Source organism: Actinoplanes sp. NPDC049265, from assembly GCF_043197135.1.
Lineage (GTDB): Bacteria > Actinomycetota > Actinomycetes > Mycobacteriales > Micromonosporaceae > Actinoplanes.
In genome coordinates this window covers 52,191-77,816 of the sequence record NZ_JBICSP010000001.1, presented here as the reverse complement: position 1 = coordinate 77,816, position 25,626 = coordinate 52,191, and the positions used below count along the sequence as shown (strand labels likewise).

The window sequence follows — 25,626 nt, the reverse complement described above, 5'->3', positions numbered from 1 at the left end:
GCGCCGTGGATCCGCTCGACCGCATCGACGAGATCATCGCCATGGTGGAGGCGGCACGGTCGGTGCCGATGTCGCGGACGAACTTCATGTTCGACCGGGGCGAGATGGTCGCCATCCTCGACGAGTTGCGGGCCGAGTTGCCGGGCGACCTGCGCCGGGCGGCCGCCCTGCTGGAGGAGCGCGACAAGATCATTGACGCCGGCAAGCGCGAGGCCGACCGGATCATCAGCGAGGGTGAATCGGAACACGCCCGGCTGGTCTCGGTGAACGAGGTCACCGTCTCGGCCGAGCACGAGGGGGCTCGGATCGTCGCCGAGGCCCGGGCCGAGGCCCAGCGGCTGCGGGAGGAGGTCGACGACTACGTCGACACCGCGCTGGCCAACTTCGAGCAGTTCCTGACCAGGGCTTTGGCCTCGATCGAGCGCGGACGCGACAAGATGCACGCGCTGCGCGAGATCGGCACCTTCCAGGGCGAGGACGAGCGACCCCTGCCCTTCTAGCGGGCGGCCGGGCCGATTCGACGCTCCGCAGCCTGCTCAGGTAACCTTTCTAGTCGGCCTTGAAAGGGCTGAGAGTTCACGATGCCTAAATCACCGCAGCAGAACCACCTCGATCCCAGGCAGCCACTGGTCGTCGACACGACGAAGCTTCCCCGGCAGCCTGGTGCGACGCGTGCCCTGCAACGGGTGGTGCCGGCCCCGGCGGACCTCGGCCTGGAGCTGATCAAGGTGCCGGAGGGTGCCGACCTCGAGCTCGATCTGACGCTCACGTCGGTGTCCGAGGGTGTCTACGTCAGCGGTCACGTCCACGGCACGCTCACCGGTGAGTGCGGCCGGTGCCTGGACGAGATCACCGAGCCCTTCGACGTGTCGATCGGTGAGTTGTTCGCCTACGCGGACAGCACCACCGAAGAGACCACCGACGAGGACGAGGTGGGCCGGATGCAGGGCGACCTGCTGGACCTGGAGCCGGTGGTAAGGGACGCGGTGGTGCTCACACTGCCCGCGAACCCGGTCTGCCGGCCGGACTGCCCAGGGTTGTGCACCGAGTGCGGCGCACACCTCGCCGACCTCCCGGCTGACCACAGCCACGAGGCCGTCGACCCGAGGTGGGCCGCATTGCGCAACCTGTCGAACACTGAGGAGTAGGAACCGTGGCCGTCCCCAAGCGCAAGATGTCGCGCAGCAACACCCGGTCGCGCCGGGCCAACTGGAAGGCGACCGCGGTCTCGACCGTGGCCTGCCCCCAGTGCAAGTCGCCGAAGCTGCCGCACGCGGCCTGCTCGGTCTGCGGCACCTACAACGGGCGTCAGGTCCTCGAGGTCTGAGCCGGCCGGAGTGACGCGCCCGAGCAACGGGCGGGTCGTGTCTGACCAACGGCGAGATGCCGGTGCGCCGGAGGGCGGGATCATCCCGCTACCGGGCATCGCGCGGATCGCCGTCGACCTCCTCGGCGGGGACGAAGCTCCCGCCGTCGTGGTTGACGGCGCTCTGCACGCCGTCCAGGCCGATCCGGCCGTGCATCTTCTGCTCGTCGGCCCCGCTGAGGTGGCCGGCGAGGTTCTGGCTGCCCTGAAACCGGACGAGCGCGCCCGCGTCCGAGCGATCACCACGGGCCCAACCGGCCGCGCGAGCCCGTCCGGCGGGGCGAGTGAGTCCGGCCGCTCGACCGAGTCCGGCCGCTCGACCGAGTCCGGCCGGGTGAACGAGTCCGGCCGGGTGAACGAGTCTGGCCGGGTGAGCGAGTCCGGCCGGGTGAGCGAGAGTGCCGGCGAGCGGTCTGGTCAGCGGGGTGACGCCGGCTGGATCGAGTCTGGTGTGCGCGCCGCCGTTCTGGCCGTGGCCGCGGGCGAGGCGGACGCCGTCGTTTCCGCCGGGTCGACCGGTGCCACGGTCACCTCGGCCGCGCTCGGGTTCGGGCGCTGGCCCGGGGTGCGGCGGCCGGCGCTGGCGGCGGTGCTGCCGACCGCCACCGGCCGGGTGGTGCTGCTCGACGTCGGCGCCACCGTCGACCCGGACGAGCGGGCCCTTCTGACGCAGGCGCGACTGGGTGCGGCGTACGCCTCGGTGGTCCACGAGGTCGTCACGCCCCGGGTCGGTCTGCTGACCATCGGCACCGAGAGCGGCAAGGGTGACCGCCTCCGACGGGCCATGCCGGCCCTGCTCGGCGCGGCGACCCTGCCCGCCGGCGCCCGCTACGCCGGTCTGATCGAGGGCAACGACGTGGTCACCGGCGGCGCCGCCGACGTCGTGGTGACCGACGGCTTCACCGGCAACGTGCTCCTCAAGGGCCTGGAGACGGCGTACGCCAGCATCGCCCCACCCCGCCCGGGTGACGTGCCACCCCGCGCGGCCATCCTCCTCGGCGTCTCCGGCACCGTCGTCGTCTGTCACGGCGCGGCCTCCGGCACCGACCTCGCGGCCGGCATCGCGCTCGCCGCCGACCTGCACCGCCGCGCCGCCGTGCCCGCCATCTCGGTGCTCCTGCGCGACGCGGCACCCATGGAAGAAAGCAGCGAACCAGAGGTGATCGATGAACATTGACAAGAGACGACGGCCCCCGACCAAGCCCCTCGAGGAGGCCTTCGGTGTGCCCCTCGAGCCCGGCCTGCTCGAACGAGCCCTGACCCACCGCTCGTACGCGTACGAGAACGGCGGTCTGCCGACCAACGAGCGCCTGGAGTTCCTGGGTGACTCGGTGCTCGGCGTGGTGATCACGTCGGCGTTGTTCCACAACCACCCCGATCTCCCGGAGGGCCAGCTGGCCAAGCTCCGGGCGAGCGTGGTGAACATGCACGCGCTGGCTGACGTGGCACGCACGCTGGGTCCCGAGGGCCTCGGTCCGCACCTGCTGCTGGGCAAGGGCGAGGAGACCACCGGCGGCCGGGACAAGGCGAGCATCCTGGCCGACACGCTGGAGGCGTTGCTCGGCGCGATCTACCTGGAGCACGGGCTGGACAAGGCCGGTGACGTGATTCACAAGTTGTTCGATCCGCTGATGGCCGAGTCGGCCGGGCGCGGCGCCGCCCTGGACTGGAAGACCAGCCTCCAGGAGCTGACCGCGGCGCTCGGGCTGGGGGTGCCGGACTACGTGATCGACGACGCCGGCCCGGACCACGCCAAGACGTTCACGGCCTGGGTGGTGGTGGCCGGCGAGCGCTACGGCGGCTCGGACGGGCGCAGCAAGAAGCAGGCCGAGCAGCGGGCCGCCGCGGCCGCCTGGCGGACCCTCACCGAGCGTGCCGAACAGGACCCACCGCCGCCGGCCGTCGCCGGTGGCGGACACGCCCAGTGACCGTTCCCGAACGCCGGGAGCGGCTCCTCGACCAGGCCGGCGGCCCGCGAGGGCTGGCCGTGGCGGTCGGCATTCTGCTCGTCGGCCGCCTCGTACAGCTGATCATGCTCTATTGGCTGTCCGCGGTGGCCGACGACGGCCAGTCCATGGGCCAGCATCTGCTGGAGTGGGACGGCGGCTGGTTCGAGCGGGTCGCCACCAACGGCTATCCGCACGGCTACACGTACGGCGACAACGGCGCCCTGGCCGCCAACGAGCTGGCCTTCTTCCCGGTCTATCCGATGCTGATCCGGCTGGTCATGGCCTTCGGCGCCGGCTCGGGTCCGGCCGCGCTGGCGGTCGCCTGGCTGGCCTCGGCCGGCGCCGCGGTCGCCCTGCACCTGCTCGGCACGACGCTGCACGGTCGCCGCGCGGGCTGGGCGCTGGTGGCGATCTGCACCACCGCTCCGGTCTCGGTGGTGCTCAGCATGGCGTACTCGGAGGGTCTGTTCCTGGCCCTGGTGGCCGGGATGCTGGTCGCGACCCATCGCCAGGTGTGGTGGGCCGCGGGGCTGCTCGGGCTGGCGGCCTCGCTGACCCGCCCGACCGGTGCCGCGGCGGCGGTGGCGCTGGCCGTGGCGGCCGTCATGGCGTTCCGGCGGCACGGCTGGAAGCCCCTTGTCGCGGCGGCCGTCGCCCTGGCCGGGGTGCCCGCCTATCTGGCCTGGGTCGGGCTGCGGGTGGGTGAGTGGGACGCCTGGTTCAAGATCCAAACCGCGGGCTGGGGTACGTCGTTCGACGCCGGGGCGAGCACTGTCACCTTCCTGGGTACGACGCTGAGCAGCGCCGACGGCTGGGTGCCGGTCAGCGTGGCCCTGATCCTGCTGGCCGCCCTGGCCGCCGCCGGTGTGGCGCTGGCCGGCCGGCCGTGGCCGCCGCTGGCCGTCTACGGCGTGCTGGCGATGATCCTGGTGTACGGCCAGGCCGGCTTCTACCACTCCAAGCCCCGCCTGCTTCTGCCCGTATTGTTGACGCTCATGCCCGCGGTGGTGGCCGCGGCCCGCGCCCGGCCCCGGGTCGCCGTGCTGTCCATCGTCGCCTGGGCCCTCTTCGGCCTGTGGTATGGCGCCTACCTGGTCGTCGTCTGGCCGTACACCCTCTGAGGATCGTGAAATGCCTGAGTTGCCCGAGGTCGAAACCGTGCGGCAGGGCCTGGCCAAGTGGGTGGCCGGGCGCACCATCGGCACGGTCGAGGTCCACCACCCCCGCGCGATTCGCCGTCATCTGCCCGGCGACGCCCACTTCATCGCCATGCTGACCGGCCGCACCGTCCTCGACGTGTCCCGCCGCGGCAAATATCTCTGGTTGCCACTGGATTCCGGCGATGCGATCATCGGGCACCTGGGGATGAGCGGCCAGCTGCTGATCGAGCCGGCCGAGAAGGAGGACGGGCCGCACCTGCGGGTCCGCTTCACGTTCACCGACGGCGGGCGCGAGCTGCGCTTCGTCGACCAGCGGACGTTCGGCGGGCTGGCCGTCTCCGAGGGCGGGGCCGAGCTGCCGGACGAGATCGCACACATCGCCCGCGACCCGATGGATCCGCTCTTCGACGACGAGGCGTTCGTGGCCCGGCTGCGCGGCAAGCACACCGAGATCAAGCGGGCGCTGCTCGACCAGACGCTGATCTCCGGGGTCGGCAACATCTATGCCGACGAGGCCCTGTGGCGGGCCGAGCTGCACGGGACCCGCCCGACCGACGCGCTCACCCGCCCGGCCGTCCGCCGCCTGCTGGCCCACGTCCGCGACGTCCTCGGTGAGGCGATCGTGGCCGGTGGCACGTCCTTCGACGCGCTCTATGTGGACGTCAACGGGCAGAGCGGTTATTTCGACCGAGCACTTCACGCGTACGGGCGGGAGGGCGAACCGTGCCACCGCTGCGGCACGCCGATGCGCCGCGAGCAGTTCATGAACCGCTCCTCGTTCAGTTGCCCGAAGTGCCAGCCGCGCCCACGAGCCGCCGTGCTCCGGGGTAGTCGGGGAGCGTGAGCGCGGTCGCCGCCTTCCGGACGTTGCCACCCAGCCGGCCGGTCTTCTCGAACAGCGGCGCGGCCTTGAGCAGCACGTGGTTGCGGAACCACAGTGCCCGGTTCGTCGCCGGGGCCAGGGTGGAGCCGCCACCGTCGGCCAGGGCCTGGTTCTGGCGTACGAATTCCCGGGTCCTCCGCTCATAGCTCGTGAACGCCTGCTCCGGGGCGGCGCCGGCCAGCTCGCCGGCCAGGACATAGCCCCCGACCAGCGCGATGCTGGTGCCCTGGCCGGAGAAGAACGACGGCGCGTGGGCGGCGTCACCGGCCAGCGCGACCCGTCCGCGCGACCACGCCGGCATCCGGATCTGGCTGGTGACGTCGAAGAAGACGTCGTCCGCGGCCCGCATGCCGTCGAGCAGCTTGGGTAGCAGCCACCCCTCGCCGCCGAAGATCTCGGTCAGCAGGGCGCGCTGGGCGGCCACGTCCCGCAGCTCGGCCAGTGGCGGGATCGGGCGCTTGGCCATCAGGAATCCGTGCAGCGTGTCGGTGCAGCCGGGCGCGTAGATCGCGGCCATCCGCCCCGGCGCCGCCCACATCTTCGCCTCGTGCGACAGCCCCAGGTCGTTCGGGATGGTGAAGCCGGCGAAGCAGTAGCCCAGGTAGTGGTTGAACTGTTCCTCCGGCCCGAAGACGAGCCGCCGGGTGTGCGAGTGCAGCCCGTCGGCGCCGATCACCACGTCGTATTCTCCGGTCCGGCCGGAGACGAAGGTGACAGTGACGCCGTCGCCGTGGTCGTCCAGCGTGCCGATGGAGTCGTTGAAGATCCACTCGACGTCGTCGCGGACGGCGGCGTACAGGATCGTGGTCAGGTCGCCGCGCGGCAGCTCGATGTCGCGCTCCTCGGCGCCGCCGGTCATCGTGTCAGGGTTGAGCGAGCCGACGATCTTGCCGTTCGGGGCGACGAAGGTGAGCCGTCGCGTGTCGATGTGCGCGGCCCGGACCCGCGGCAGCACGCCCATCCGGTCGAGTACGCCGAGCGCGGTGCCGCGGACGTCGATCGGGTAGCCGCCGCCGCGGACGGCCGGCGCCTTCTCCACCACTGTCACGTCCCAGCCGTAGCGGTGCAACCAGTAGGCCAGCGTGGGTCCGGCGATGCTCGCGCCGGAGATGAGTGCCTTAGTCATGGCACGACACTACACCGTGCAGTGTAGCTACGGTAAGGTCACGGTGTGCCAAGTAACAAGACGCTGCGGGAAGGCTCGGCTCAGAAGCGGGCGGCCATTCTGACCGCGGCCCGCGACCTGTTCCTGAGCGACGGTTTCGACCGGACCAGCGTGGACGCGGTGTCGGCCCGGGCCGGCGTCTCCAAGCGAACCGTCTACGACTACTTCGGCGACAAGCAGACCCTGCTGCAAGCCGTGGTCGGCGATATCTCCGGCTCGCTGATCGACGCGGTCAACCGCACCATCGACGGCACCCTGACCGGGCTCACCGGCCCGGCCCAGCTGGAGGACGCGTTCATCGGCTTCTCCATGCGGATCGTCACCGACATGCTCGGCTCGGCCGAGTACACCACCCTGCTGAAGCTGCTCGGGGGCGAACGCGGTTTCAACGAGGCGCCGTTCGCCGACGCGCCCGAGGACGCGCTGGCCGCGCAACTGGCCGTCCTGGCCGAGGCCGGACTGCTGGTCGCGCCCGATCCGCGGCTGGCCGCCGACCACCTGATCGCGCTGACCTTCGGGGTGGCGGCGACCCGGCTGGGCGGTCTGCCGGCCGTCGGCGACAAGCGGGTGCGGCCGCTGGTGGTCGAAGGGGTACGCGCGTTCCTCCGCGCCTACGCGGCCCGCTAGCGGTTTTGCCGCAGCGGCATGGTGCAGCAGCTTTGCTGTAGCGACGTCGCTGTAGCAATCAACGCTCGCGAGGTCAGCTCTCGACCGCGACCTGCTCCGGAACCGGGACGAAGAACGGGCTCGCGTCCGTGGCCAGGCCGAAACCGGCGCCCCGGCGTCCCATCAGCCGGCGGGCCGCGGTCAGCAGCGCCGTCGGCACGCCGTGCACGATGTGCCCGTCGCCCGGCTGCACGCCGTCGCCGTCCCAGCCCTGGTAGGCCGACCACGGGCCGTCGAAGGTGCAGATCCGCACGTTCAGGTCGCGGTACAGCGGATGGGTCGGCACGCCCGGATTCAGCACCACCCGGTGCAGGCCACGGCGGGCGGCCAGCCGGACGGTCAGCGCCACCGGGCCCACGCCGCCCTCCCCGGCCGGGGCCCGGTCCAGGAATAGGCCCTCCACACCGTCCTCGCGCCACGCGTCCACGTCGGCCAGCACGTCGGCCAGGGACCGGCCGCCCCAGTCCAGGTCGACCCGGCCCAGCACCTGATGCACCGAGCGGCGGCGGCCCGGGCGGCCCTGGATGATCCAGGTGTCGGCGTCCAGGGCCAGATCGGCGGACGGGTGGGCGTACGGCGGGAAAAGGGTTCTCACGAGGGTCTCCGTCTCACTTCTGTCGACCGGCGGACGCGTACGCCACCAGCAGCAACCCGAGCAGGTGGGTGATCGCCAGCACGGCGACGGCGGTCGGCAGCGGCTCGCCGGGCAGCGGCGCCTTCAGGGTCGCCGACGTCAGGATGGCCAACGGTGCGGCGGCGGCCAGGGATGCGGCGATCACGATCCGGCGGCGCGCCGCGAGCAGGAAGGTGATCGCGAGCAGGCCGCCGAACAGGGTCCCGGCGGCCAGCGCCAGCACGCCCGGCCGGGCCGTCACCGGCACCCGGTAGGCGGCCGCGGCCAGCGCGATCCCGGCCGCCAGCGGTGGCAGCAGCGCGGACACCGTGGTCACGGCGATGCTGCGTACGTGCCGGCGGTGGTCCCGCGTGCTCTCGGCCAGATCCAGCCCGGCCTCGACCTCGTGCAGATGCCAGCCGATCAGCGTTTCCAAAGCCGGGACCGCGGCCAGCAACGGCAACACGGCCAGCAGCGCGGCACCGGACGGACCGGCCCGCCACAGCAGGACGACCGTGCCCGCCTGCGCCGCGCCGAGCACCAGATGGCCCAGCCCGCGCCGCAGCGCACCACGCTCGAGCCGCGGCCGCCCCGGCACCCGCCGGATGATCACCGGCCGATAGGCGCGCACCGCCGCCACCACGATCGCCGCCGGGAGCAGGGTGCCCAGCGGCAACCCGGACGCCCACCCGGCACCGAACGCGTCGGCCACCCCCAGCGCACCCAGCAACCAGCACGGCGCCGACCATCGGACCACATCGGCCTCGGTCCGGGTGACCAGCGCGGCGGTGACCGTGGCCAGGGCGCCGAGCCCGCCCAGCCCGACGGTGAGCGCCAGCATCCGCGACCCGCCGAGCAGCGCGTCCGGCGCCACCCAGACCAGCGCGCCCCACAGCCCGCCGGCCGCGAGGAATCCGCCCCCGACCAGTCGGGCCGCCGGAGCCGCCCCCGCACCCCGCGCCACTTCGGCCCCGACGCTGGTCAGGGCCTGGGTGGCACTCCAGCCGAGCAGCACCAGGACCGCGGGCACGAGCCAGTTGAGCCGGGCCAGGATGGCGGTCCCGGCCAGGGCGACGCCGAGCGGCCCGAGATAGAGGGCGCAGCGGACGGCGGCGGCCCCGAGGTACGGCCGGCGGGCCGGCGCCCGGCGGGCTCCACGCTGGGCGCGGCGTTGCTCCAGATGGGTGAGTACGGAGATCCCGAGCCCGTGCAGCGACATCCCGTAGCGCCGCCGCGCCTCGTCGTCGTCGCCGACCCCGAGCTGCCCGATCTCCGCGACGACGTCCGAGGCGTCGACCAGGTCGTCGCCGAGCCGGCCGGCCAGGTCGGCCACCGACTGCTCGTGGCCCGGCCCGGAAGGCTCCGTGACCGGGCCGTCGGCGGTCGCCGCGGGTTGCGCCGAGGGCCGCGGCCAGAGAGCAGCGGCCTCCTCAGCTGACGGCTCATCAGTCCCGGGCGAGTCAAGGGTGGACGAATCATCAACGGACGGGTCAGCGGCGGCGGGCGAGTGTTCGGCGGGGGAGGGGTGATCGGCCGTGGAGGGCAGGTCCGGGGTGGGCGGATCATCGGCGGCGTGCTGCGCGCGGCGGTGACGACGCCACGGCTTGCGCCACGACCGGCCCGGCGCCGCGTCGTCGTCCACGCCGACCCGGTCGTCGTCCTTCCACAGGTTGCCGAAGTCGACCTCGGTCAGCTGTGCGCCGCCGGCCAGCGCCACCCGCTCGTCGTCGTCCCAGGCCGCTTCCATCCAGCCGTCCGCGGCGAGCGAGGGTGCGGCCGTTCGAGGGACCGCGTCAGCCGGCGAGCCGGGAGCCGCCCGTCCGGCCTCGGTCAGGTGCTCGGCCTCGGCCAGGTGCTCGGCCAGCAGGCTGCCCAGGCTGCGGCCGCTGTGCCGCCCCGACCGCCGCTCGGCCTGATCGGGCACGAAGGGCGCGCCGGAGGTGGGCCGGTCGGGGGTGAGGGGCGCGCCGGAGGTGGGCCGGTCGGGGGTGAGGGGCGCGCCGGAGGTGGGCCGGTCGGGGGTGAGAGGTGCGCCCGAGGTGGGCCGGTCGGGGGTGAAGGGCACGCCCGAGGTGGGCCGATCAGGGGCGGAGGGCACGCCCGAGATGGGGTACGGGGAGAGCGTCATGATTCCTCCCGGACCAGCCAGCGCATCGTGGCCGGTGGTTCGGATCGCGGGGCCGGCACCGACAGCGCCAGCTCGAACGACGGCGGCGGCGGTGGTGCGGCCAGGTCGGTGTACAGGGCGCGGTAGACCCGGAGCACCCGGTCGGTGGTGAAGTGGGCAAGCGCCCGGCGCCGGGCGGCCTCGCCCAGCGTCCGGCGGCGGGCCGGTGCCCGGAGCAGCGCCACCATCGCCTGGGCCAGTTCGGCCGGGTCACCCGGCTTGACCAACACACCGGTGTCACCGAGGGTCTCGGCGGCCGGCCCGATGTCCACGCCGACCACCGCCCGGCCGGACATCATGGCCTCGACCAGCCGGTACGGCGGATCGGCGGGGCCGGGCAGGTGCACCACGACGTGGCCGGCGGCGTACCGGTCGCGGGGATCGGCGGGCAGCGGATGCAGTCGTACGGCCCGGCCGAGGCCGCTGCGGTCGATCTGCTCGGCGGCGTGATCGACATGCGCGGCGGTGACACCGACCAGGTGCAGCACCGTGCCGGGGACCTGGGCGATCACGCTGCCGAAGGCGTCCAGCAGGTGGGTCAGGCCGCTGTCCGGTCCGCCGCTGCCGGCCCACACCAGGGCGGGGTCGGCGGTGGTGAGATCGGTCGGTCCGGGGTCGACCGGCTCCACCCCGGCGGGTACGGACACCAGCCGGGACGGCGTCGCCCCGTGCTTGAGCGCCCAGCCGTGGTGGTACGAGCTCAGCGGCGCGATCAGGGACGCCTCGGCGTACCCGGTCCGCGCCACCGCCCGCCGGAAGCGCCGCAGCACCGTGCGTACCGCCGGCGAAAGCCTCTCCTCGGACGGCCGCAACCGGGCCACCGGAGCCCGCGCCTCGGTCAACAGCAGGGGTGTCCCGGCGCGCCACCGCGCGGCCAGCGCGGCCAGCAGCGGCGTGGTCCCACCGACGCAGTGTACGAGATCGACCGGCGGCGGCTGTACGGCCAGGACCCGGATCGCGTGCCGGAGCAGGGTGGCCGCGGTCCGCGCGTCCCGGACGCTGAGCCGGGGCAGCGGCAGCCGATCGTTCGCGGTCATCCGCTGCCCGGTCCGCCAGGCGTCCAGCAGCACGTCGGCCAGCGCGACTCCGGCCAGCGGCGACGACGCCACCGCGGGCAGGGGTTCGATCATCGCGGCGAGCCGGCCGAGCCCGTCGGCGAACATCTGGTCGGCGTTCTCCTGCTCGCCGAGCAGGCCTCGGCAGAGCAGGACGGCCGCGGCGGTGGCCCGATCGTCGGGGGCGCCGGCGCGGCGGGGTTCGGGCAGCTGCGGCGCGATCGCGGCGGCGGTTCGCACGTTCGGGGGCAGGGGGTACGCGGGACCCACCGCCGATTCCCGGTCCACCACCGTGACCAGGTCGAACGTGATCTCCGGCAGGCCTTCGACGACCGACCGGCACCAGCCGCCGAGCGCGTCCCGGCGGAACGGATACCCACCTGAAGTGAGCAGACAGATACGCATGCGCCGGGCTCAGGCGCGCGGGTCGGTCGGCGATATCACGCAGGGCGCAACGAGGCAGCCGCGAAAAGTTACGGGACCGTGTCACCCGGGCGAAACAACTCGCACCATTTGTACGTTTTGAAGCGGGTTTGCGAGCCGGCTGAAGTCAACTGCGACCGAAGATCTGGCCCCAGACGATCGTCCCGTCGGTGGAGGCCTTCACCGCGCCCACCCCGATCGACTTGAACGAGCAGTTCAGGATGTTGGCCCGGTGCCCCTCGGAATTCATCCACGAGGTCATCACGCCGGCCGCGTCGCCCTGTCCCCGCGCCACGTTCTCGCCGCCGGCGTCGTTGTAGCCCTGCGCCCGGGCCCGGTCGACGAACGACCGCCCGTCGTCACTCACGTGGCTGATGTAGAGATTTCCGTGCTTGCCCAGCTCGGTCACGTGCAGGCGCATCGCCGTCCGCAACCGGGTGTCGAGCTCGACCGGCCCGCAGCCGGCCTTGTCTCGCTCGACGTTGGTCAGCCGGATGACCTCGGCCTCCTGCCCGGTCAGGCCGGGCGCGACCTTGGCGGCCGCGGTCGTCTTCTTGGTGGTGACCTTGGCCGCCGGTTTGGTGCTGGTCTTCGTGGCGGGCTTACTGCTGGCCGTCGGCTTGGGCTTGGGGGATGCCGCCGGCGCGGAGGGTGAGGTGCCGGGGACGGGCGCCGAGTTCGCGGGCGCTGCGTTCGCGGGCGCCGAGTTCGAGGGCGCCGGCGGAACTGCCCGGACGCCGGGTGCCCCGCCACCGGCACCCGGCGCCAAGGCGTCCGAACCGGCGCCGGCCGCCCGCAGGGGCGTGCCGGAGCCGGTGAAACTGGCGGGAAGGAGGGCGGCGCCGCCACCGAAGGCGGCCAGCAGACCCACGACGGTCAGACCGAGGGCGACCGGGACCGGCGGGGTGCGCCGTCCGCGGTGGTGCCGCCCATGGCCCGTGCTGACGGCGATCGGCTGGTGCAACGCAACTTCCTCCACGCCCTCCCCTCAGGTTGAGCACACCTGATGGATCGAGAGGGCTCGACGTCGAGGACGGTAGGGCGCGAAAAAGTAAAGAAGCCAGCCAGCTAAGGGAAAGATAAGTCTGTGGAAAGGGTCACCGACGACAGATCGCGTGGCGAGATTCACTGCCAAAGCGCAGGCCGACCCCGTGTCCTCGGCTTGACGCAGCGTGCGTCTCGGCGGACTATGGATGAGTCGCCAGTCGCGCCCATCCGTGTCCAGGTCACTCTTCAGTGGTACTGGGCTCGGGCGATCCGCACCTCATGCTCCCATCTCTGGTGCGGGATTCTGTGCTCACGCGTGCCCGTGAGCGTGGTGTGCGCCCCTTGGGCGTGCGACGGCCGGCCGTTCCCGGCATCACATTTCACAAAGAGACAGCCAGTCTCACTAGGAGTTCATGATGGCGAAGGCCCTCTTCGGCCACGTAGGTGCGGCGCCCGATCGGCGCCTGATCGACGAGGTCACCCGACTGCGTTCCCGGGTGCAGGCTCTGGAGTTCGAGGTCACCCGTCTGCGGGCGGAAAACGATCGTCTCGCGGCCGCCGCCGCGGAAGCAGACGATTTCGCGCGGCTGACCGAGCCCGCGCTGACCTGAGTATCTCGCTGAGTAACCGGGGCCGCTCCGGCCCCAACCAGCTCCATGGGACACCCCCCAAACAGCGCGCCTCCACCACCGTGGCGGCGCGCATCTTTTTGGCCGGGAGCGATCCCAGGACGGGCCGCGGGGGGCCGCGAGGAAGGCACGGCGGCCGTCCGCGGAAGCCGGGGAGCTGTCCGCGGAAGCCCCGGGGAGCGGAAGCCGGGAGCTGTCCGCGGAGGCCCGGGGAGCGGAAGCCGGGAGCTGCCCGCGGAAGCCCGGCGGAACGGAAGCCGGGAGCTGCCCGCGGAAGCCGGCGAGCGGAAGACCGGGGACTTGTCTGAGGAGAGCCCGGTGAGCCGTCCGCGGAAGGCGCCGTGAGCTGTGAAAATCGGCCGTGGACGCGCCGCAACCAGGGGTCCCGGCCGGGTGCGGGTAGCCTGCACCCCAGTAGACGACAACCGACCCTCGGAGATCCGTGCACCTCAAGAGCCTGACGGTCAAGGGCTTCAAGTCCTTCGCCTCCGCCACGACGCTGCGGCTGGAGCCGGGAATCACCTGTGTGGTGGGCCCCAACGGCTCCGGCAAGTCCAACGTCGTCGACGCCATCGCGTGGGTTCTCGGTGAGCAGGGCGCCAAGGCGCTGCGCGGCGGCAAGATGGAGGACGTCATCTTCGCCGGTACGGCCGGCCGGGCGCCGCTGGGCCGGGCCGAGGTTACGCTGACCATCGACAACGGCGACGGTGCGCTTCCGATCGACTACACCGAGGTGTCGATCACCCGCCGGATGTTCCGCTCGGGCGAGAGTGAATACGAGATCAACGGCAGCTCCTGCCGCCTGCTCGACATTCAGGAACTGCTCAGCGACTCCGGCATCGGCCGCGAGATGCACATCATCGTCGGCCAGGGCCGGCTCGACGCGATGCTGCACGCCAAGCCCGAGGACCGCCGCTCGTTCATCGAGGAAGCGGCGGGCGTACTCAAGCATCGCAAGCGCAAAGAGAAAGCCATCCGCAAGCTCGACGCGATGCAGACCAACCTCAACCGGCTCAACGACCTCACGGCCGAGCTGCGCCGCCAGCTCAAGCCGCTGGGCAAGCAGGCCGAGGTGGCCCGGCGCGCGGCCGGCATCCAGGCCGACCTGCGCGACGCCCGGCTCCGGCTGCTCGCCGACGACCTGCACACGCTGCGTACCACCCTGGACAAGGAGATCGCCGACGAGTCGGCCATGCGCGAGCGCCGGCAGGAGGTCGAGGGGGAAAATCGCGAGGTCCAGCGGATGCTGGCCGACCTCGAGCTGGCCCACGCCGAGGACGCGCCGCTGCTGCAGGCCGCCCAGGACACCTGGTACAAGCTGTCCGCCCTGCAGGAGCGCTTCCGGTCGACCGAGCAGCTGGCCGGTGAGCGGCTGCGGCACCTCTCCGCCGCGCCCGAGGACGAGCGGCCCGGCCGTGACCCCGAGCAGCTGGTGGCCGAGGCCGAGCGGGTTCGCGAGCAGGAGGAGGAGCTGCGCGAGGCGCTGACTGATGACCAGATGCGCCTGGCCGAGGCGGTCGAGTACCGGCAGGAGCTGGAACGGCAGCTCGCCGCGGCGGAAGCCTCCCTGCGTACCGCCGCGAAAGCCATCGCCGACCGGCGCGAGGGCCTCGCCAAGCTCACCGGTCAGGTGAACGCGGCCCGGGCCCGCACCGGCAGCGCCGACGAGGAGATCGAGCGCCTCGCCTCCGCCCACACCGACGCGCTGCAGCGGGGCGAGACCGCGCAGGCCGCCGTGGACGAGGTGTCGGCCGAGTCGACCGAAGCCGACCGGGACAACGCCGACCTCGACGCGCGGCACGACGAGGCGGTGGCCGCGCACGACCGGGCCGCCGCGATCGTCAAGGAGCTGTCCGACGCCGAGCGGGCGGCCGAGAAGGACGCGGCCAGCTGGAAGGCCCGCGAGGAGGCGCTCGCGCTCGGCCTCCGGCGCAAGGACGGCGCCGGCGCGCTGCTCGGCAAGGCCGACCAGGTGCCGGGTCTGCTCGGCAGCCTGGCCTCGATGCTGACCGTCCGGCCCGGACACGAGGCGGCGCTGGCCGCGGCGCTGGGCAGCCTGGCCGACGCGGTCGCGCTGGCCGGGGTGGACGAGGCCGTCGAGGCGATGCGTACGCTCAAGATCGCCGACGCCGGCCGGGCCGCCCTCGTGGTCGCCGGTCCCGCCGCGCCCGGCATGCAGGGGTCACTCGACTCGCTGCGCCCCGCGCTGCCGGACGGCGCGGTCTGGGCGCCCGACGTCATCGAGTGTCCCGAGTCGATCCGCCCCGCCCTCAACCGCACGCTGCGCGACGTGGTGCTGGTGCCCGACCTGGCCGCGGCGACCGCGCTGGTGGCCTCGAACGCCGAGCTCCGCGCGGTCACGCCGGACGGCGACGTGCTCGGCTCGTACTCGGCCGCCGGTGGCTCGGGCAAGCAGACCAGCTACATCGAGGTGCAGGCCGCGGTCGACGAGGCCCGGTCCAACCGGCTGACCGCCGAGGAGTCCATCGGCGAGCTCAAGGACCGGCTGGCCGAGGCCCGGGCCGAGGTCGCCGAGCACAAGGAGCGCGTCAACGTAGCGGCCGCGGCCAAGCGGGCCGCGGAAGGCGAGCGCAACGCCGCCGCCCGCCGCCTGGCCGAGCTGGGCGCGGCGGCCCGATCGGCCAAGGCCGAGACCGAGCGGCTCGGGTCGTCCCTGCAACGCGCGCAGGCCGGCCGCGACCGGGACCGGGCCGGGCTGGAGGAGCTCGAGGAACGCCTGCGGCTGGCCGAGGACACACCGATCGACGAGGAACCCTCCACCGAGGAGCGGGACATGCTGGCCGGCATGGTTCCGCAGGCGCGGCAGAACGAGATGGAGGTGCGGCTGGCCGTCCGTACCGCCGAAGAGCGTGTCGCCTCGATCTCCGGCCGCGCCGACTCCCTGCTCCGCCAGGCCAACCAGGAGAAGCAGGCCCGGGAGCGGGCCGCGGCCCGCCGGGCGGCACGAGCCCGTGGCGCCGAGATCGCCAAGGCGGTCGCGGTCGGCGCCGCCCACGCCATGCGCCGGGTGGCGGTGTCGCTGGAAGCGGCGGTCGAGGTACGCGACGAGCTGGCCCGGGCGCGTACGGCCCGCGAGGCCGAGCTGACCGAGGTCCGCGCGACCGCCAAGCGCCTGGTGTCCGAGCTGGAGCGGCTGACCAACGAGGTGCACCGCGACGAGGTGGCCCGGGCCGAGCAGCGGATGCGCATCGAGCAGTTGGAGGCCAAGGCGGCCGAGGATTTCTCGCTCGACGTGGACACCCTGGTCAGCGAGTACGGCCCCGATCAGTGGGTGCCGCCGACTCAGGTCGAGGTCAACGCGGCTTCGGCGGCTGGGGAGGCCGCCCCCGACCCGGTGCCCTACCACCGGCCGACCCAGGAGAAGCGGGCCAACAAGGCCGAGCGTGAACTGGCCCTGCTGGGCAAGGTCAACCCGTTGGCCCTGGAGGAGTTCGCGGCGCTGGAGGAGCGCTTCAAGTTCCTCTCCGACCAGCTCGAGGACCTCAAGGCCACCCGCAAGGACCTGCTGACCGTGGTCAAGGACGTGGACGACCGGATCCTCGAGGTGTTCACCTCGGCCTTCGAGGACACCGCGCGCGAGTTCCAGACCGTCTTCCAGGTGCTGTTCCCCGGTGGCGAGGGCCGGCTGGTGCTGACCGACCCCGAGGACATGCTGGCCACCGGCGTCGAGGTCGAGGCCCGCCCGCCCGGCAAGAAGATCAAGCGGCTCAGCCTGCTCTCGGGTGGCGAGCGCTCGCTGACCGCGGTGGCCATGCTGTGCGCGATCTTCCGGGCCCGTCCCTCGCCCTTCTACATCATGGACGAGGTCGAGGCCGCCCTGGACGACGTCAACCTCGGCCGCCTGATTACGCTCTTCGAACAGTTGCGGGAGCGCAGCCAGCTGCTGATCATCACGCACCAGAAGCGCACCATGGAGGTCGCCGACGCCCTCTACGGCGTGACCATGCGCTCGGGTGTCACCCAGGTGATCAGCCAGCGGCTCAAGAAGGACACCGAGGAGTAGCACAGTGCAGCGCCAGCCGGCCCGGGCCTTGCTCATCGACCTGGACGGCGTGGTCCGCCACTGGGATCCGTCGGTCGCGGCCGGGGTCGAGTCTTCCTACGGTCTCGAGCCGGGCACGCTGCTGACGACGGCCATGGCCTGGGAGCTGTACCGCCCGGCGGTGGCCGGCGAGATCACCGACGCGCAGTGGATGGAGCTGGTCGCGTCCCGGCTGCCGCTCGACCCGGGCCCGGCCGCCGCGGCCGTCGCCGAGTGGCAGGCCCACCGCGGCTCCGTCGATCAGGAAGTTCTCGATTTCGTACGCGAGGTCCGCGCGGCCGGCCGCCCGGTTGGCCTGGCCACCAACGCCACCGACCGGCTGCGCGCCGACCTGGCGGCGCTCGGGCTGACCGACGAGTTCGACGTGATCCTCAGCTCCTGGGAACTCGCGATCCACAAACCGGCTCCCGAGTTCTTCGCCAAGGCGGCCGAGGCCCTCGACGTCGAGCCGCCCTGGGTGATGGTCGTGGACGACGACGACCGGGTCATCCGGGGAGCCCGCGCGGCCAAGATGCTCGGCCTTCGCTGGACGGCCCGCCGCGATTTCGGCTACCTGCGCCCGGCCCTCGGCCTTTGACCGTCCCGGGGGAACCGTCCTGGGGTGATGACCCGGCGTGGTCGGCTCCGCCGGGCGGGACGACGGCTGACCTCACTCGCCGGTGACGCCGTCGATGCGTTCGCGGAGCAGGTCGGCGTGGCCGTTGTGGCGGGCGTACTCCTCGATCAGGTGGAGGTAGACCCAGCGGACGTTGAAGACCGTGTCGTTGCGGGTGAAGGTCTGTGCGAGGGGCAGGCCGGCCGCCGCGGCGCGGACTCGGCCGACCTCGGCCAGGTAGGTGGCGTAGTCGGCCTCGGCGTCCGCGTCGCCGACGTCGTCGAAGTCGCCGTCGGGGTTGGCCTCGGAGCAATAGAACATGTCCACGTCCTCGCCGGCCGCGCCGCGGCGGAACCAGCTCCGCTCGACCTCGGTCAGGTGCCGGATCAGGCCGAGCAGCGACATGCTGGACGGGTCGGTCGCATGCTGCTTGAGCTGCTCGGCGGTCAGGCCGGCGCACTTGGTCAACAGGGTCGCCCGGTGAAACTCGAGCATGCTGTCGAGCATCGAGCGTTCGTCGCCGGCCTTGGCCTTGTGCTCTCTGTGCACGACCGGCGCCGTCCAGATGGCGGGGCGGGCGGGAGGTTGTCCAACCGTCATGAAACTGACCCTAAGGCACAGCTGTGGCGCGGTCGCGAACTCGTGATCCGGCGACAGCCGGGCAGCCGGCGGTCGGGCCGGGCCGACCGCCGGCGGGAAGGCCGTGAAATCGTCCCCCGCGTAGTCATGACGCCCATACTTTCCGGGTACGCCGGGACCGGGCGACCGAGTTTCAGTGCCGCAGCTCGACGCTCGCCACCTCGAAGAGGGTGCCGTCGGGATTCGTACCCTCGATCGTCATGTCGGCGTGCGCCCCACGGTGCCGCAGCGTGCTCACCGCGTTGCCGAAGTATGGTCCGGCCAGCCGTTTCCAGGTCAACGGCGGTTCCGGTACGCCCGCCGAGCGCGCCATGCCCCGGGTGCTCCGCGCCGCCGCCCGCGACCAGCTGAACCGCATCAGCGGGCGCATGAAGGCGGGCACCTGGTTGTGGATGGGCGAGCAGGTGAGCTGGTGTACCGGGGTGGTGACCTGGGGTCCGAGGTCGGCCTGGGCCACGTACGAGTGATGCACGTCACCCGACAGCACGCTGATCGTCTCGGGTCCGCGGTACGCCCCACTCATCCCGACCCGGTGCGTCGGCGCCCCCTCGCCGCCCTCGCCCAGCCGCCGGAACAGCTCGGCCAGCGCCCCGAACGACTTGTGGAACGCGGCCCAGTGCTCCAGGTCGACCATCCGGCGCAGGCGCTCGGCCCGGCCGGCCCGCCGCCTGTCGCCCGAGTCGGCGCTCTGCTCGTTCCACGCCTCGATGTGGTGGATCGCCGGCGGCATCAGCCACGGCAGCGACGAGCCGACGACCAGGTGGTCGTAGTCGCCGTGGGCCTGGTCGACGAACCAGTTCCACTCCGGCGCCGGCAGCATCTCGCGGCCGCCCCGGACCAGCACCCGGTTGCAACGGTTGTCCAGCATCACCAGACGGGTCCGGCCGAGATCGAGGGCGAAACTCCACTGGTACGGCTGGTCCGTGTTGTCGGCCGAATCGGGCTGGTCGACCGCCAGCCCGAAGTCGTGCAGCAGGTCGGTGGCGTCGTCGACGGTCGTGACCTTGTGCAGCAGCGGGTCGGCGGCCAGCTGGTCCGGGCTCAGGTTGCCGAGATGCTGGTAGACCCAGTACGACGCCAGCCCGGCCGAGATCCGCTCGCGCCACCAGCCCTGCGCGGCCATGTCGGCCCGCCACGACGACGAGGTGTTCCAGTCGTCGATGATCTCGTGGTCGTCGAAGATCATCACGCTCGGGACGGTCGCGAACAGCCAGCGCACCTCCGGGTCGCGCCACGACTCCAGGTACAGCTTGGTGTACTCGTCGAAGGAGACGACCTGGTCGTCGGGGCCGTGGTGGCCGGCCTCGCGGCGGCGCTTCAGGAACTTCCTGATCTTGGCGGTGGGTTTGTCCGCGTACACCTGGTCGCCGAGCAGCACGATCAGGTCGGGGCGCAGGTCCGGGTTCTGCGGGTCGGTCATCAGGCGGCGGGCGTACGCGTCCAGGGCGTCCGGCGGCAGCTTGCGCCCGGTGGCGTGCGGGGTGGCCTCGCGGCACGACCCGAAAATCAGCCGGACCGGGTGCTCGGCGTCGTCGGCCGGGCGGGTCCGGATGAAGGATCTCGGGTACGGGGAGTCGGCCAGCGGCCAGACCTCGCGACCGTCGAGCGTCACCGTGTACGGGTGATCGGCGCCCGGGAGCAGACCGTCGACGATCACGATCGCGTAGTGGTGCCCGTACGCGGTAAAGGTCGGCGCCGAACCCGACGCGCCGCCTTCCGCCTCGACCCGCACGAACGCGGGTTCCGTGGTCTCCACCCAGACGGTCGCGCGGTCACCCACGACCCGTCGGAGAACCGGCCCGATGAGCAGGTGCGCCGTCACGGGGCCCAGTCTTCCTATCGATCTTGATTTCCGCCAGCGGGCGATCGGCCTCTTCGCCCGGGGTTCATCAGCTGGTGGGCGCCCCGACCTCCGCCGCGTAGGCGGTCATCGCGGTGGCGACATCGGTCACGAACTGCTCGAACTGGGCCAGCACCTCGGGCCGGTAGGCATCCATCACGGCGGCGAGGCGGTCGACCAGGGGCGCGAAGAAGTGGTCGACCATGGCGTCGACGCCCTCGGTGGCGTGCAGGTGGACGACCCGCCGGTCGGCGTCGTCGCGCTGCCGGCGGACGTGGCCGGCGCCCTCCAGTCGGTTGAGCAGGGACGACGTGGCGCCGGTGGTCAGGCCGACCAGGTGGCCGAGCCCGGCCTGGGTCAGCGGCGCGCCCCGGTCCTCGGCGTTGAGGATCTCCACCAGCGCGGTCGCGTCGGTGATGTGCAGTCCCGCGCTGACGCCGAACTGCCGGGCCAGCGCGCTGAATGCGGTTCCGTGGTTCCGCAGCGCTTCGAGCAGTTTCTCCCGCTGCCCTTCCCGGATGCCGGTCACACAGTTCCTCTCCTCGGGCGGCTCAGCATAACGATCCACCGTGATAGCTTCACCATGTAACTACTTCACGGTGTAACTATTTTGGCCGCGACGAGAGGACCCCGCTTGTCCACCCCCACCATCCTGATCTCGGGCGCCAGCGTTGCCGGGCCCGCGCTCGCCTACTGGCTTAACGCGGCCGGCTGGCACACCACCGTCGTCGAGCGCTTCGACGGGCTGCGCGAGACCGGCCAGAACATCGACATCCGGGGCGCGTCGCGGGAGGTCGTACGCCGCATGGGCCTGGAGGAAGCCCTCTTCGAGGCCTCGACCGGCGAGGTGGGCACCGAGATCGTCGACGGCCGTGGGCGGGCCGTCGCGTCCTTCCCGCAGGCCGCCTCCGACGTCGACGGCGGCACGGCCGAACTGGAGATCCTGCGCGGCGAGCTGTCCCGGGTCATCTACGAGAGCACCCTTCCGGGTACGGAATACCTGTTCGGCGACCAGATCACGGCGCTCGACGACCGGGGCGACCGGGTCGAGGTGACATTCCGGCACGGACCGCCCCGGACCTTCGACGTCGTGGTCGTCGCCGAGGGGCTGACCTCGCGTACCCGGTCAATGATCTTCCCTGCGGCCGGGATCCGGCACCTCGGCCTCTACCTGGCCTACCTGACGATCCCCCGCACCGGCGCCGACAACGACTGGTGGCGCTGGTTCCACGCGCCCGACCGGCGCCAGGTGACCCTGCGGCCGGACAACTTCGGCACGATCCGCGCCACGCTGGCCTTCATGACCAACGTCCGGGGCCTGGAGGACCTGCGGCGGGAGGACCAGACCGCGCTCCTGCGGCGGACCTTCGCCGGGGCCGGCTGGGAGACCGGCCGCGTCCTGGACGGGCTCGACCGGGCGCCCTACTACTTCGACGCCGTCGGGCAGGTGCGGCTTCCGCGCTGGAGCGCCGGGCGGGTCGCGCTGGTCGGTGACGCCGCCTACTGCGCGGCCCCGCTGAGCGGCATGGGCACCAGTCTCGCGCTGGTCGGCGCGTACGTGCTGGCCGCCGAACTGGCCACCGCCGGCGATCACACGCGGGCCTTCGAGCGGTTCGAGAAACGGATGCGACCGTACGTCGCCGGGGCGCAGCATCTGCCGGCCGGTGTGCCCGGCGTCGCGTACCCGGTCCACCGGGCCGGCGTGACTACCCTGCGCACCTTGGCCAAGCTGGCCGGAAGCGCCCCCGCGCGGCGCCTCGCGCTGGCCGACCGGCTCAGCTCACCACCCGCTGACAAGATCACGCTGCCCGACTTCCACCCCACGCCGGGCGTTGCGGCATGACCGGCCCCGAGGAGATCGCGCCCGGCCGTTGGCCGGTTCTCAGCTGATGCCGGCGTTCCCGGCCGCCCGGGCCGGCGTCTCCGTGACGCCGTCAGCTGATCCGGCGTTACCGGTTGCCCGTTCGAGCAGAACCCGCAGCTGGGCCACCTCGTCCGGGCCGAGGGTGGCGAACGGGGTGCGGGCCAGCGTCTCCCGGATCAGTTCGTCGCGCACCTCGCGGCCCCGCTCGGTGAGCACCAGGACCCGGGATCGGCGGTCGGCCGGGTCGACCTCGCGCCGGGCCAGGCCGCGGTCGACGAGCTGGTTGCTGACGAAGGTCAGGTTGGAGGCGTTGCAGTAGAGCCGCTCGGCCATGGTCTTCATGGCCGGCGGCGGCGCCTGGGGGTCGAGCAGCCACAGGGCGTGCGCGGTGGCGGGGGTGAGGCTCAGCTCGGCGAAGACCTGGGTCAGCCGGTCGCCGGTCATCAGGAACAGCTCGTGATGGGCGACGACCGCCGCGGTCAGGTCGGTCCGATCCATGACGCCATCCTCAATTTGCTTCAACACTTGAAGTACATGCTAGCGTGGACGAAAGCTTCAAGACTTGAAGTATTGGAGGAGCCGTGGACGACTTCCGTGGGCGTACCGCCCTGGTCACCGGCGCGTCGAAGGGCATCGGCCGGGCGCTCGCCGAGGAACTGGCGAAACGCGGCGCCAACCTGATCCTGGTGGCCCGGTCCGAGCCGGCCCCCGGTCGGCTCGCCGCCCAGGATGTGCGGGTGACCCCGATCGCCGCCGACCTGAGCACGCCCGCCGGCACCGACGGTCTGCTGCGCGACCTCGCCACCCGCGGCCTCGACGTCGACCTGTTGATCAACAATGCCGGTCTGGGTACGGTCGGCCCGTTCCTCGACGTCCCGATGGACGCGCACCTGCGGGCGATCGGACTCAACGTCACCGGTCTGACCAGCCTGACCTACGAGCTCGGCCGTGTCATGGCCGCCCGCGGTTCTGGCGGCATCGTCAACGTCGCCTCGACGGCGGCCTTCCAGCCCATGCCCTACCAGGCGAGTTACGCCGCGACCAAGGCGTACGTGCTGTCCTTGACCGAGGCCTTCGCCGCCGAGCTGCGCGGCACCGGCGTCCACGTCATGGTCGCCCACCCCGGCGGCACCGACACGTCGTTCTTCGACGGCACCACCGTCACCATGAACAAGGGTCTCGTCGACAGCGCCGACCGGGTCGCGAAGGACATCCTCGACGACTATGCCCGCCGCCGCCGTGCCTCCTACCCCGGCAAGTTCGCCAACCGGGCGTCGACCCTGGCCGCGCGCTTCCTGCCCCGCGCCACCACCACATCGGTGGCCGGCGCCATCAACCGCAAACTGGGCCTGAGCCAGGGCCGCCACCTCGCCGACGCCACCTGATCATGGAGAACCGTCGGGTTCATCGCCACGATCAACCGCGACGACGCCCGCGGGACCGGATGATCGCGGTGCTGGCTGAGCCGAGGTTCCCGCCCGGGCCGGAGGTGGGGGAGTGACACGCGGCGCTCCGGGATCTGTCAGGCTCTGAGGCATGGAATACGTGATCGCATCGGTGATCCTGCTCGTGGTGCTGGTGGTGGGCGCCGTCGGGCTGGTGGTGCCGCGGATGCGCCGCAAGCAGGTTCCGCCGCCGCAGGCGCCGACGATCGAGCCGACGTCGCCGCCGGTGATCACGAAGCCGGCCGAGGGGGAGTCGCCGGGGACCGGGCCGGTGGAGACCGCGCCGGTCGAGGCCGAGGCGCCGGTGGCCGAAACGCCGGTGGTCGAGCAGCCGGCGCCGACCGCGGGGCGGCTGGTGCGGCTGCGGGCCCGGCTCAGCCGCTCGCAGAACGCGCTCGGTCGCGGCCTGCTGGCCGTGCTCTCCCGGGACCACCTGGACGAGGACGCCTGGGAGGAGATCGAAGACAGCCTGATCACCGCCGACGTCGGTGTCGAGGCCACCCAGGTGATCGTCGAGCGGTTGCGGGAGCGGGTCCGGGTGCTCGGCTCGCGGACCGTCGACGAGGTCCGCGCGCAGCTGGCCGAGGAGCTCACCTCCGCCCTCGAACCCGAGATGGACCGGAGCCTGCGTACCGCCCCGCACGACGGCCGGCCGGCCGTCGTGCTGGTGGTCGGGGTGAACGGCGCGGGCAAGACCACCACCTGCGGCAAGATCGGCCGGGTGCTGATCGCCGACGGGCGTACCGTGCTGTTCGGCGCGGCCGACACCTTCCGGGCCGCGGCCAGCGAGCAGCTCGCCACCTGGGGTGAGCGGGTCGGGGCTGAGACCGTCCGCGGGCCCGAGGGCGGCGATCCGGCCAGCGTGGCGTTCGACGCGGTCAAACGGGGTATCGACACCGGTGTGGACACGGTGCTGGTCGACACCGCGGGCCGGCTGCAGAACAAGGTCGGCCTGATGGACGAGCTGGGCAAGGTCAAGCGGGTCGTCGAGAAGCACGGGCCGGTCGACGAGACCCTGCTGATCCTGGACGCCACCACCGGGCAGAACGGTCTGGAGCAGGCGCGGGTGTTCACCGAGGCGGTGGACGTCACCGGAGTCGTACTGACGAAGTTGGACGGTACGGCCAAGGGCGGCATCGTCATCGCCGTGCAGCGCAAACTCGGCATCCCGGTCAAGCTCGTCGGTCTCGGTGAGGGGCCGGACGACCTGGCGCCGTTCGAGCCGGCGGCCTTCGTCGAGGCCCTCCTTGGGGCCGACGGGTAGTCTCGAATCTTCAGGTGGGTGCGCATGGCGGACAGGGCGGGAGGTCGTGGGTGGCGCAGGAGCCCGTTCGTGAGATCCCCCTTCACGGCGGGAACGTCAGCACGGTGTCCAAGGCCGGCGACACCGTCCGGCGGAACGCCGGCCCGTGGACCCCGGCGGTGCATTCCCTGCTCAACCACTTGCAGCGGGTCGGTTTCACCGGGTCACCGCACGCGCTCGGGATGGATGACCGCGGCCGCGAGGTGCTGTCGTATCTCGACGGTGAGTGCGGTGAATATCCGCTGGCCCCGCACTGGGTGACCGATGAGGCGCTGGTCACCGTGGCGACCATGCTGCGGATGTTCCACGACGCCCAGTACGGTTTCCAGCCGCCGCCGGGCTCGGTGTGGCGCTCGTTCGGGCCACCGCCACCGGACGCCGAGGTGGTCTGCCACCACGACGCGGCCCCGCACAACGTGGTCTGGCGACCCGACGGCACGCTGGCACTGATCGATTTCGACCTGGCCTCGCCCGGCGCCCGCATCTACGACGTGGCCTACGCCGCCTGGACCTGGGTGCCGTTGTTCAGCGACCGGGACTCGTACACGCTGGGCTGGAAGCGGCCCAACCGCCCGCACCGGCTGCGGCTCTTCGCCGACGCGTACGGCCTGATCCCGCGCGACCGGCACCGCCTGGTCCGCACCATCCGGAAGCGGATCGTCGACCACGTCGAGGGCATCCGGCGGATGGCCGCGGCCGGCGATCCGGCCTTCGTGCGCATCGTTCACAAGGGTCATCTGCGTCGTCCGATGCGTGACCTGCGGCTGCTCGATTACGAGCGACACACCCTTGAGTACGCCCTGCGTTAACCGCG

The 25,626-nt window shown here is 72.2% G+C and carries 24 protein-coding genes; 15 read left to right on the top strand and 9 right to left on the bottom strand.

The genetic code is table 11. From position 1 onward, the window contains the following. Window positions 1-5 precede the first annotated feature (5 nt). The 7 genes from ACGFIO_RS00385 (at window position 6) to mutM (ending at window position 5,319) form a co-directional block, all read left to right on the top strand. Window positions 6-500 carry a hypothetical protein gene (locus ACGFIO_RS00385; protein ID WP_392820099.1) on the top strand — a complete coding sequence of 165 codons (495 nt, stop codon included), beginning with the start codon at window positions 6-8 and terminating at the stop codon, window positions 498-500. 81 nt (window positions 501-581) lie between these two features. Beyond that, window positions 582-1,148, top strand: a complete 567-nt coding sequence (locus ACGFIO_RS00380) for a YceD family protein (protein ID WP_392820096.1) — start codon at window positions 582-584, stop codon at window positions 1,146-1,148. A gap of 5 nt (window positions 1,149-1,153) precedes the next feature. Beyond that, window positions 1,154-1,327 carry a 50S ribosomal protein L32 gene (gene rpmF, locus ACGFIO_RS00375; protein WP_067685631.1) on the top strand — a complete coding sequence of 58 codons (174 nt, stop codon included), beginning with the start codon at window positions 1,154-1,156 and terminating at the stop codon, window positions 1,325-1,327. Between the two features lie 37 nt (window positions 1,328-1,364). Then, the gene (locus ACGFIO_RS00370) at window positions 1,365-2,543 is read left to right on the top strand and encodes a phosphate acyltransferase PlsX (RefSeq protein ID WP_392820094.1); all 1,179 of its coding nucleotides are present in this window, start codon (window positions 1,365-1,367) and stop codon (window positions 2,541-2,543) included. Then, window positions 2,533-3,294 carry a ribonuclease III gene (gene rnc / locus ACGFIO_RS00365; RefSeq protein WP_392820092.1) on the top strand — a complete coding sequence of 254 codons (762 nt, stop codon included), beginning with the start codon at window positions 2,533-2,535 and terminating at the stop codon, window positions 3,292-3,294. The genes ACGFIO_RS00370 and rnc overlap by 11 nt, the downstream gene beginning before the upstream one ends. Further along, entirely contained in the window at window positions 3,291-4,436 is a 1,146-nt protein-coding gene (locus tag ACGFIO_RS00360; RefSeq protein WP_392820089.1) for a hypothetical protein, read from the top strand. The genes rnc and ACGFIO_RS00360 overlap by 4 nt, the downstream gene beginning before the upstream one ends. A gap of 10 nt (window positions 4,437-4,446) precedes the next feature. Continuing rightward, complete coding sequence (gene mutM, locus ACGFIO_RS00355; RefSeq protein ID WP_392820087.1) at window positions 4,447-5,319, top strand: bifunctional DNA-formamidopyrimidine glycosylase/DNA-(apurinic or apyrimidinic site) lyase; 873 nt, start codon at window positions 4,447-4,449, stop codon at window positions 5,317-5,319. Here mutM and ACGFIO_RS00350 read toward each other — a convergent pair. Next, window positions 5,255-6,484, bottom strand: a complete 1,230-nt coding sequence (locus tag ACGFIO_RS00350; protein WP_392820085.1) for an FAD-dependent monooxygenase — start codon at window positions 6,482-6,484, stop codon at window positions 5,255-5,257. The genes mutM and ACGFIO_RS00350 overlap by 65 nt on opposite strands. Window positions 6,485-6,529: 45 nt before the next feature. Here ACGFIO_RS00350 and ACGFIO_RS00345 point away from each other — a divergent pair, with 45 nt between their 5' ends. After that, window positions 6,530-7,150 (top strand): TetR/AcrR family transcriptional regulator, encoded by a 621-nt coding sequence (locus tag ACGFIO_RS00345; protein WP_392820082.1) that lies wholly within the window; start codon window positions 6,530-6,532, stop codon window positions 7,148-7,150. A gap of 73 nt (window positions 7,151-7,223) precedes the next feature. On the opposite strand, the gene ACGFIO_RS00340 is transcribed toward ACGFIO_RS00345, so the two are convergent. From ACGFIO_RS00340 to ACGFIO_RS00325, 4 genes are all read right to left on the bottom strand, one after another. After that, a complete protein-coding gene (locus ACGFIO_RS00340) occupies window positions 7,224-7,784 on the bottom strand; it encodes a spherulation-specific family 4 protein (RefSeq protein ID WP_392820080.1) in 561 nt (186 codons plus the stop codon). 13 nt (window positions 7,785-7,797) lie between these two features. Continuing rightward, window positions 7,798-9,930, bottom strand: coding sequence for a hypothetical protein (locus ACGFIO_RS00335; protein WP_392820078.1), 2,133 nt, complete (start codon window positions 9,928-9,930; stop codon window positions 7,798-7,800). Beyond that, entirely contained in the window at window positions 9,927-11,429 is a 1,503-nt protein-coding gene (locus tag ACGFIO_RS00330) for a DUF3492 domain-containing protein (protein WP_392820075.1), read from the bottom strand. Before ACGFIO_RS00330 ends, ACGFIO_RS00335 begins: the two co-directional genes overlap by 4 nt. A 145-nt stretch (window positions 11,430-11,574) precedes the next feature. Next, window positions 11,575-12,426 carry a CAP domain-containing protein gene (locus ACGFIO_RS00325; protein WP_392820072.1) on the bottom strand — a complete coding sequence of 284 codons (852 nt, stop codon included), beginning with the start codon at window positions 12,424-12,426 and terminating at the stop codon, window positions 11,575-11,577. A gap of 424 nt (window positions 12,427-12,850) precedes the next feature. Here ACGFIO_RS00325 and ACGFIO_RS00320 point away from each other — a divergent pair, with 424 nt between their 5' ends. From ACGFIO_RS00320 to ACGFIO_RS00310, 3 genes are all read left to right on the top strand, one after another. Then, entirely contained in the window at window positions 12,851-13,045 is a 195-nt protein-coding gene (locus tag ACGFIO_RS00320) for a hypothetical protein (RefSeq protein ID WP_285682804.1), read from the top strand. A gap of 460 nt (window positions 13,046-13,505) precedes the next feature. Further along, a complete protein-coding gene (smc, locus tag ACGFIO_RS00315) occupies window positions 13,506-17,087 on the top strand; it encodes a chromosome segregation protein SMC (RefSeq protein ID WP_392820070.1) in 3,582 nt (1,193 codons plus the stop codon). A gap of 4 nt (window positions 17,088-17,091) precedes the next feature. Further along, entirely contained in the window at window positions 17,092-17,703 is a 612-nt protein-coding gene (locus ACGFIO_RS00310) for an HAD family hydrolase (RefSeq protein ID WP_392820068.1), read from the top strand. Window positions 17,704-17,775: 72 nt separating this feature from the next. Here the strand turns inward: ACGFIO_RS00310 and ACGFIO_RS00305 are convergent, their stop codons facing one another. The 3 genes from ACGFIO_RS00305 to ACGFIO_RS00295 all read right to left on the bottom strand — a co-directional run bounded on the left by ACGFIO_RS00305 (window position 17,776) and on the right by ACGFIO_RS00295 (window position 20,768). Continuing rightward, window positions 17,776-18,321, bottom strand: a complete 546-nt coding sequence (locus ACGFIO_RS00305; RefSeq protein WP_392820067.1) for a DinB family protein — start codon at window positions 18,319-18,321, stop codon at window positions 17,776-17,778. 172 nt (window positions 18,322-18,493) lie between these two features. Further along, window positions 18,494-20,182 (bottom strand): alkaline phosphatase D family protein, encoded by a 1,689-nt coding sequence (locus ACGFIO_RS00300; RefSeq protein ID WP_392820064.1) that lies wholly within the window; start codon window positions 20,180-20,182, stop codon window positions 18,494-18,496. A 67-nt stretch (window positions 20,183-20,249) separates the two neighbouring features. Beyond that, entirely contained in the window at window positions 20,250-20,768 is a 519-nt protein-coding gene (locus ACGFIO_RS00295; protein ID WP_392820062.1) for a MarR family transcriptional regulator, read from the bottom strand. 66 nt (window positions 20,769-20,834) lie between these two features. On the opposite strand from ACGFIO_RS00295, the gene ACGFIO_RS00290 reads away from it, so the two are divergent. Further along, window positions 20,835-22,043 (top strand): FAD-dependent monooxygenase, encoded by a 1,209-nt coding sequence (locus ACGFIO_RS00290; protein ID WP_392820059.1) that lies wholly within the window; start codon window positions 20,835-20,837, stop codon window positions 22,041-22,043. A gap of 39 nt (window positions 22,044-22,082) precedes the next feature. Here ACGFIO_RS00290 and ACGFIO_RS00285 read toward each other — a convergent pair whose 3' ends face one another. Then, the gene (locus ACGFIO_RS00285) at window positions 22,083-22,562 is read right to left on the bottom strand and encodes a MarR family winged helix-turn-helix transcriptional regulator (RefSeq protein ID WP_392820057.1); all 480 of its coding nucleotides are present in this window, start codon (window positions 22,560-22,562) and stop codon (window positions 22,083-22,085) included. An 83-nt stretch (window positions 22,563-22,645) separates the two neighbouring features. Here ACGFIO_RS00285 and ACGFIO_RS00280 point away from each other — a divergent pair, with 83 nt between their 5' ends. From ACGFIO_RS00280 to ACGFIO_RS00270, 3 genes are all read left to right on the top strand, one after another. Further along, window positions 22,646-23,449: an SDR family NAD(P)-dependent oxidoreductase gene (locus ACGFIO_RS00280; RefSeq protein ID WP_392820054.1), complete on the top strand. Its 804-nt coding sequence runs from the start codon at window positions 22,646-22,648 to the stop codon at window positions 23,447-23,449. Window positions 23,450-23,600: 151 nt separating this feature from the next. Beyond that, on the top strand, window positions 23,601-24,773 hold the full coding sequence (gene ftsY, locus ACGFIO_RS00275) for a signal recognition particle-docking protein FtsY (RefSeq protein ID WP_392820052.1): 1,173 nt from the start codon (window positions 23,601-23,603) through the stop codon (window positions 24,771-24,773). A 50-nt stretch (window positions 24,774-24,823) separates the two neighbouring features. After that, the gene (locus tag ACGFIO_RS00270; RefSeq protein ID WP_392820050.1) at window positions 24,824-25,621 is read left to right on the top strand and encodes a phosphotransferase; all 798 of its coding nucleotides are present in this window, start codon (window positions 24,824-24,826) and stop codon (window positions 25,619-25,621) included. The last annotated feature ends 5 nt before the right edge of the window (window positions 25,622-25,626 follow it).

Excerpts from the sequence above, each read along its gene's own strand:
- ACGFIO_RS00380 (WP_392820096.1), top strand. The coding sequence starts at position 582 with ATGCCTAAATCACCGCAGCAGAACCACCTCGATCCCAGGCAGCCACTG.
- rnc (WP_392820092.1), top strand. The coding sequence starts at position 2,533 with ATGAACATTGACAAGAGACGACGGCCCCCGACCAAGCCCCTCGAGGAG.
- mutM (WP_392820087.1), top strand. The coding sequence starts at position 4,447 with ATGCCTGAGTTGCCCGAGGTCGAAACCGTGCGGCAGGGCCTGGCCAAG.
- ACGFIO_RS00350 (WP_392820085.1), bottom strand. The coding sequence starts at position 6,484 with ATGACTAAGGCACTCATCTCCGGCGCGAGCATCGCCGGACCCACGCTG.
- ACGFIO_RS00335 (WP_392820078.1), bottom strand. The coding sequence starts at position 9,930 with ATGACGCTCTCCCCGTACCCCATCTCGGGCGTGCCCTCCGCCCCTGAT.
- ACGFIO_RS00330 (WP_392820075.1), bottom strand. The coding sequence starts at position 11,429 with ATGCGTATCTGTCTGCTCACTTCAGGTGGGTATCCGTTCCGCCGGGAC.
- ACGFIO_RS00320 (WP_285682804.1), top strand. The coding sequence starts at position 12,851 with ATGGCGAAGGCCCTCTTCGGCCACGTAGGTGCGGCGCCCGATCGGCGC.
- ACGFIO_RS00305 (WP_392820067.1), bottom strand. The coding sequence starts at position 18,321 with ATGACGGTTGGACAACCTCCCGCCCGCCCCGCCATCTGGACGGCGCCG.
- ACGFIO_RS00285 (WP_392820057.1), bottom strand. The coding sequence starts at position 22,562 with ATGGATCGGACCGACCTGACCGCGGCGGTCGTCGCCCATCACGAGCTG.
- ftsY (WP_392820052.1), top strand. The coding sequence starts at position 23,601 with ATGGAATACGTGATCGCATCGGTGATCCTGCTCGTGGTGCTGGTGGTG.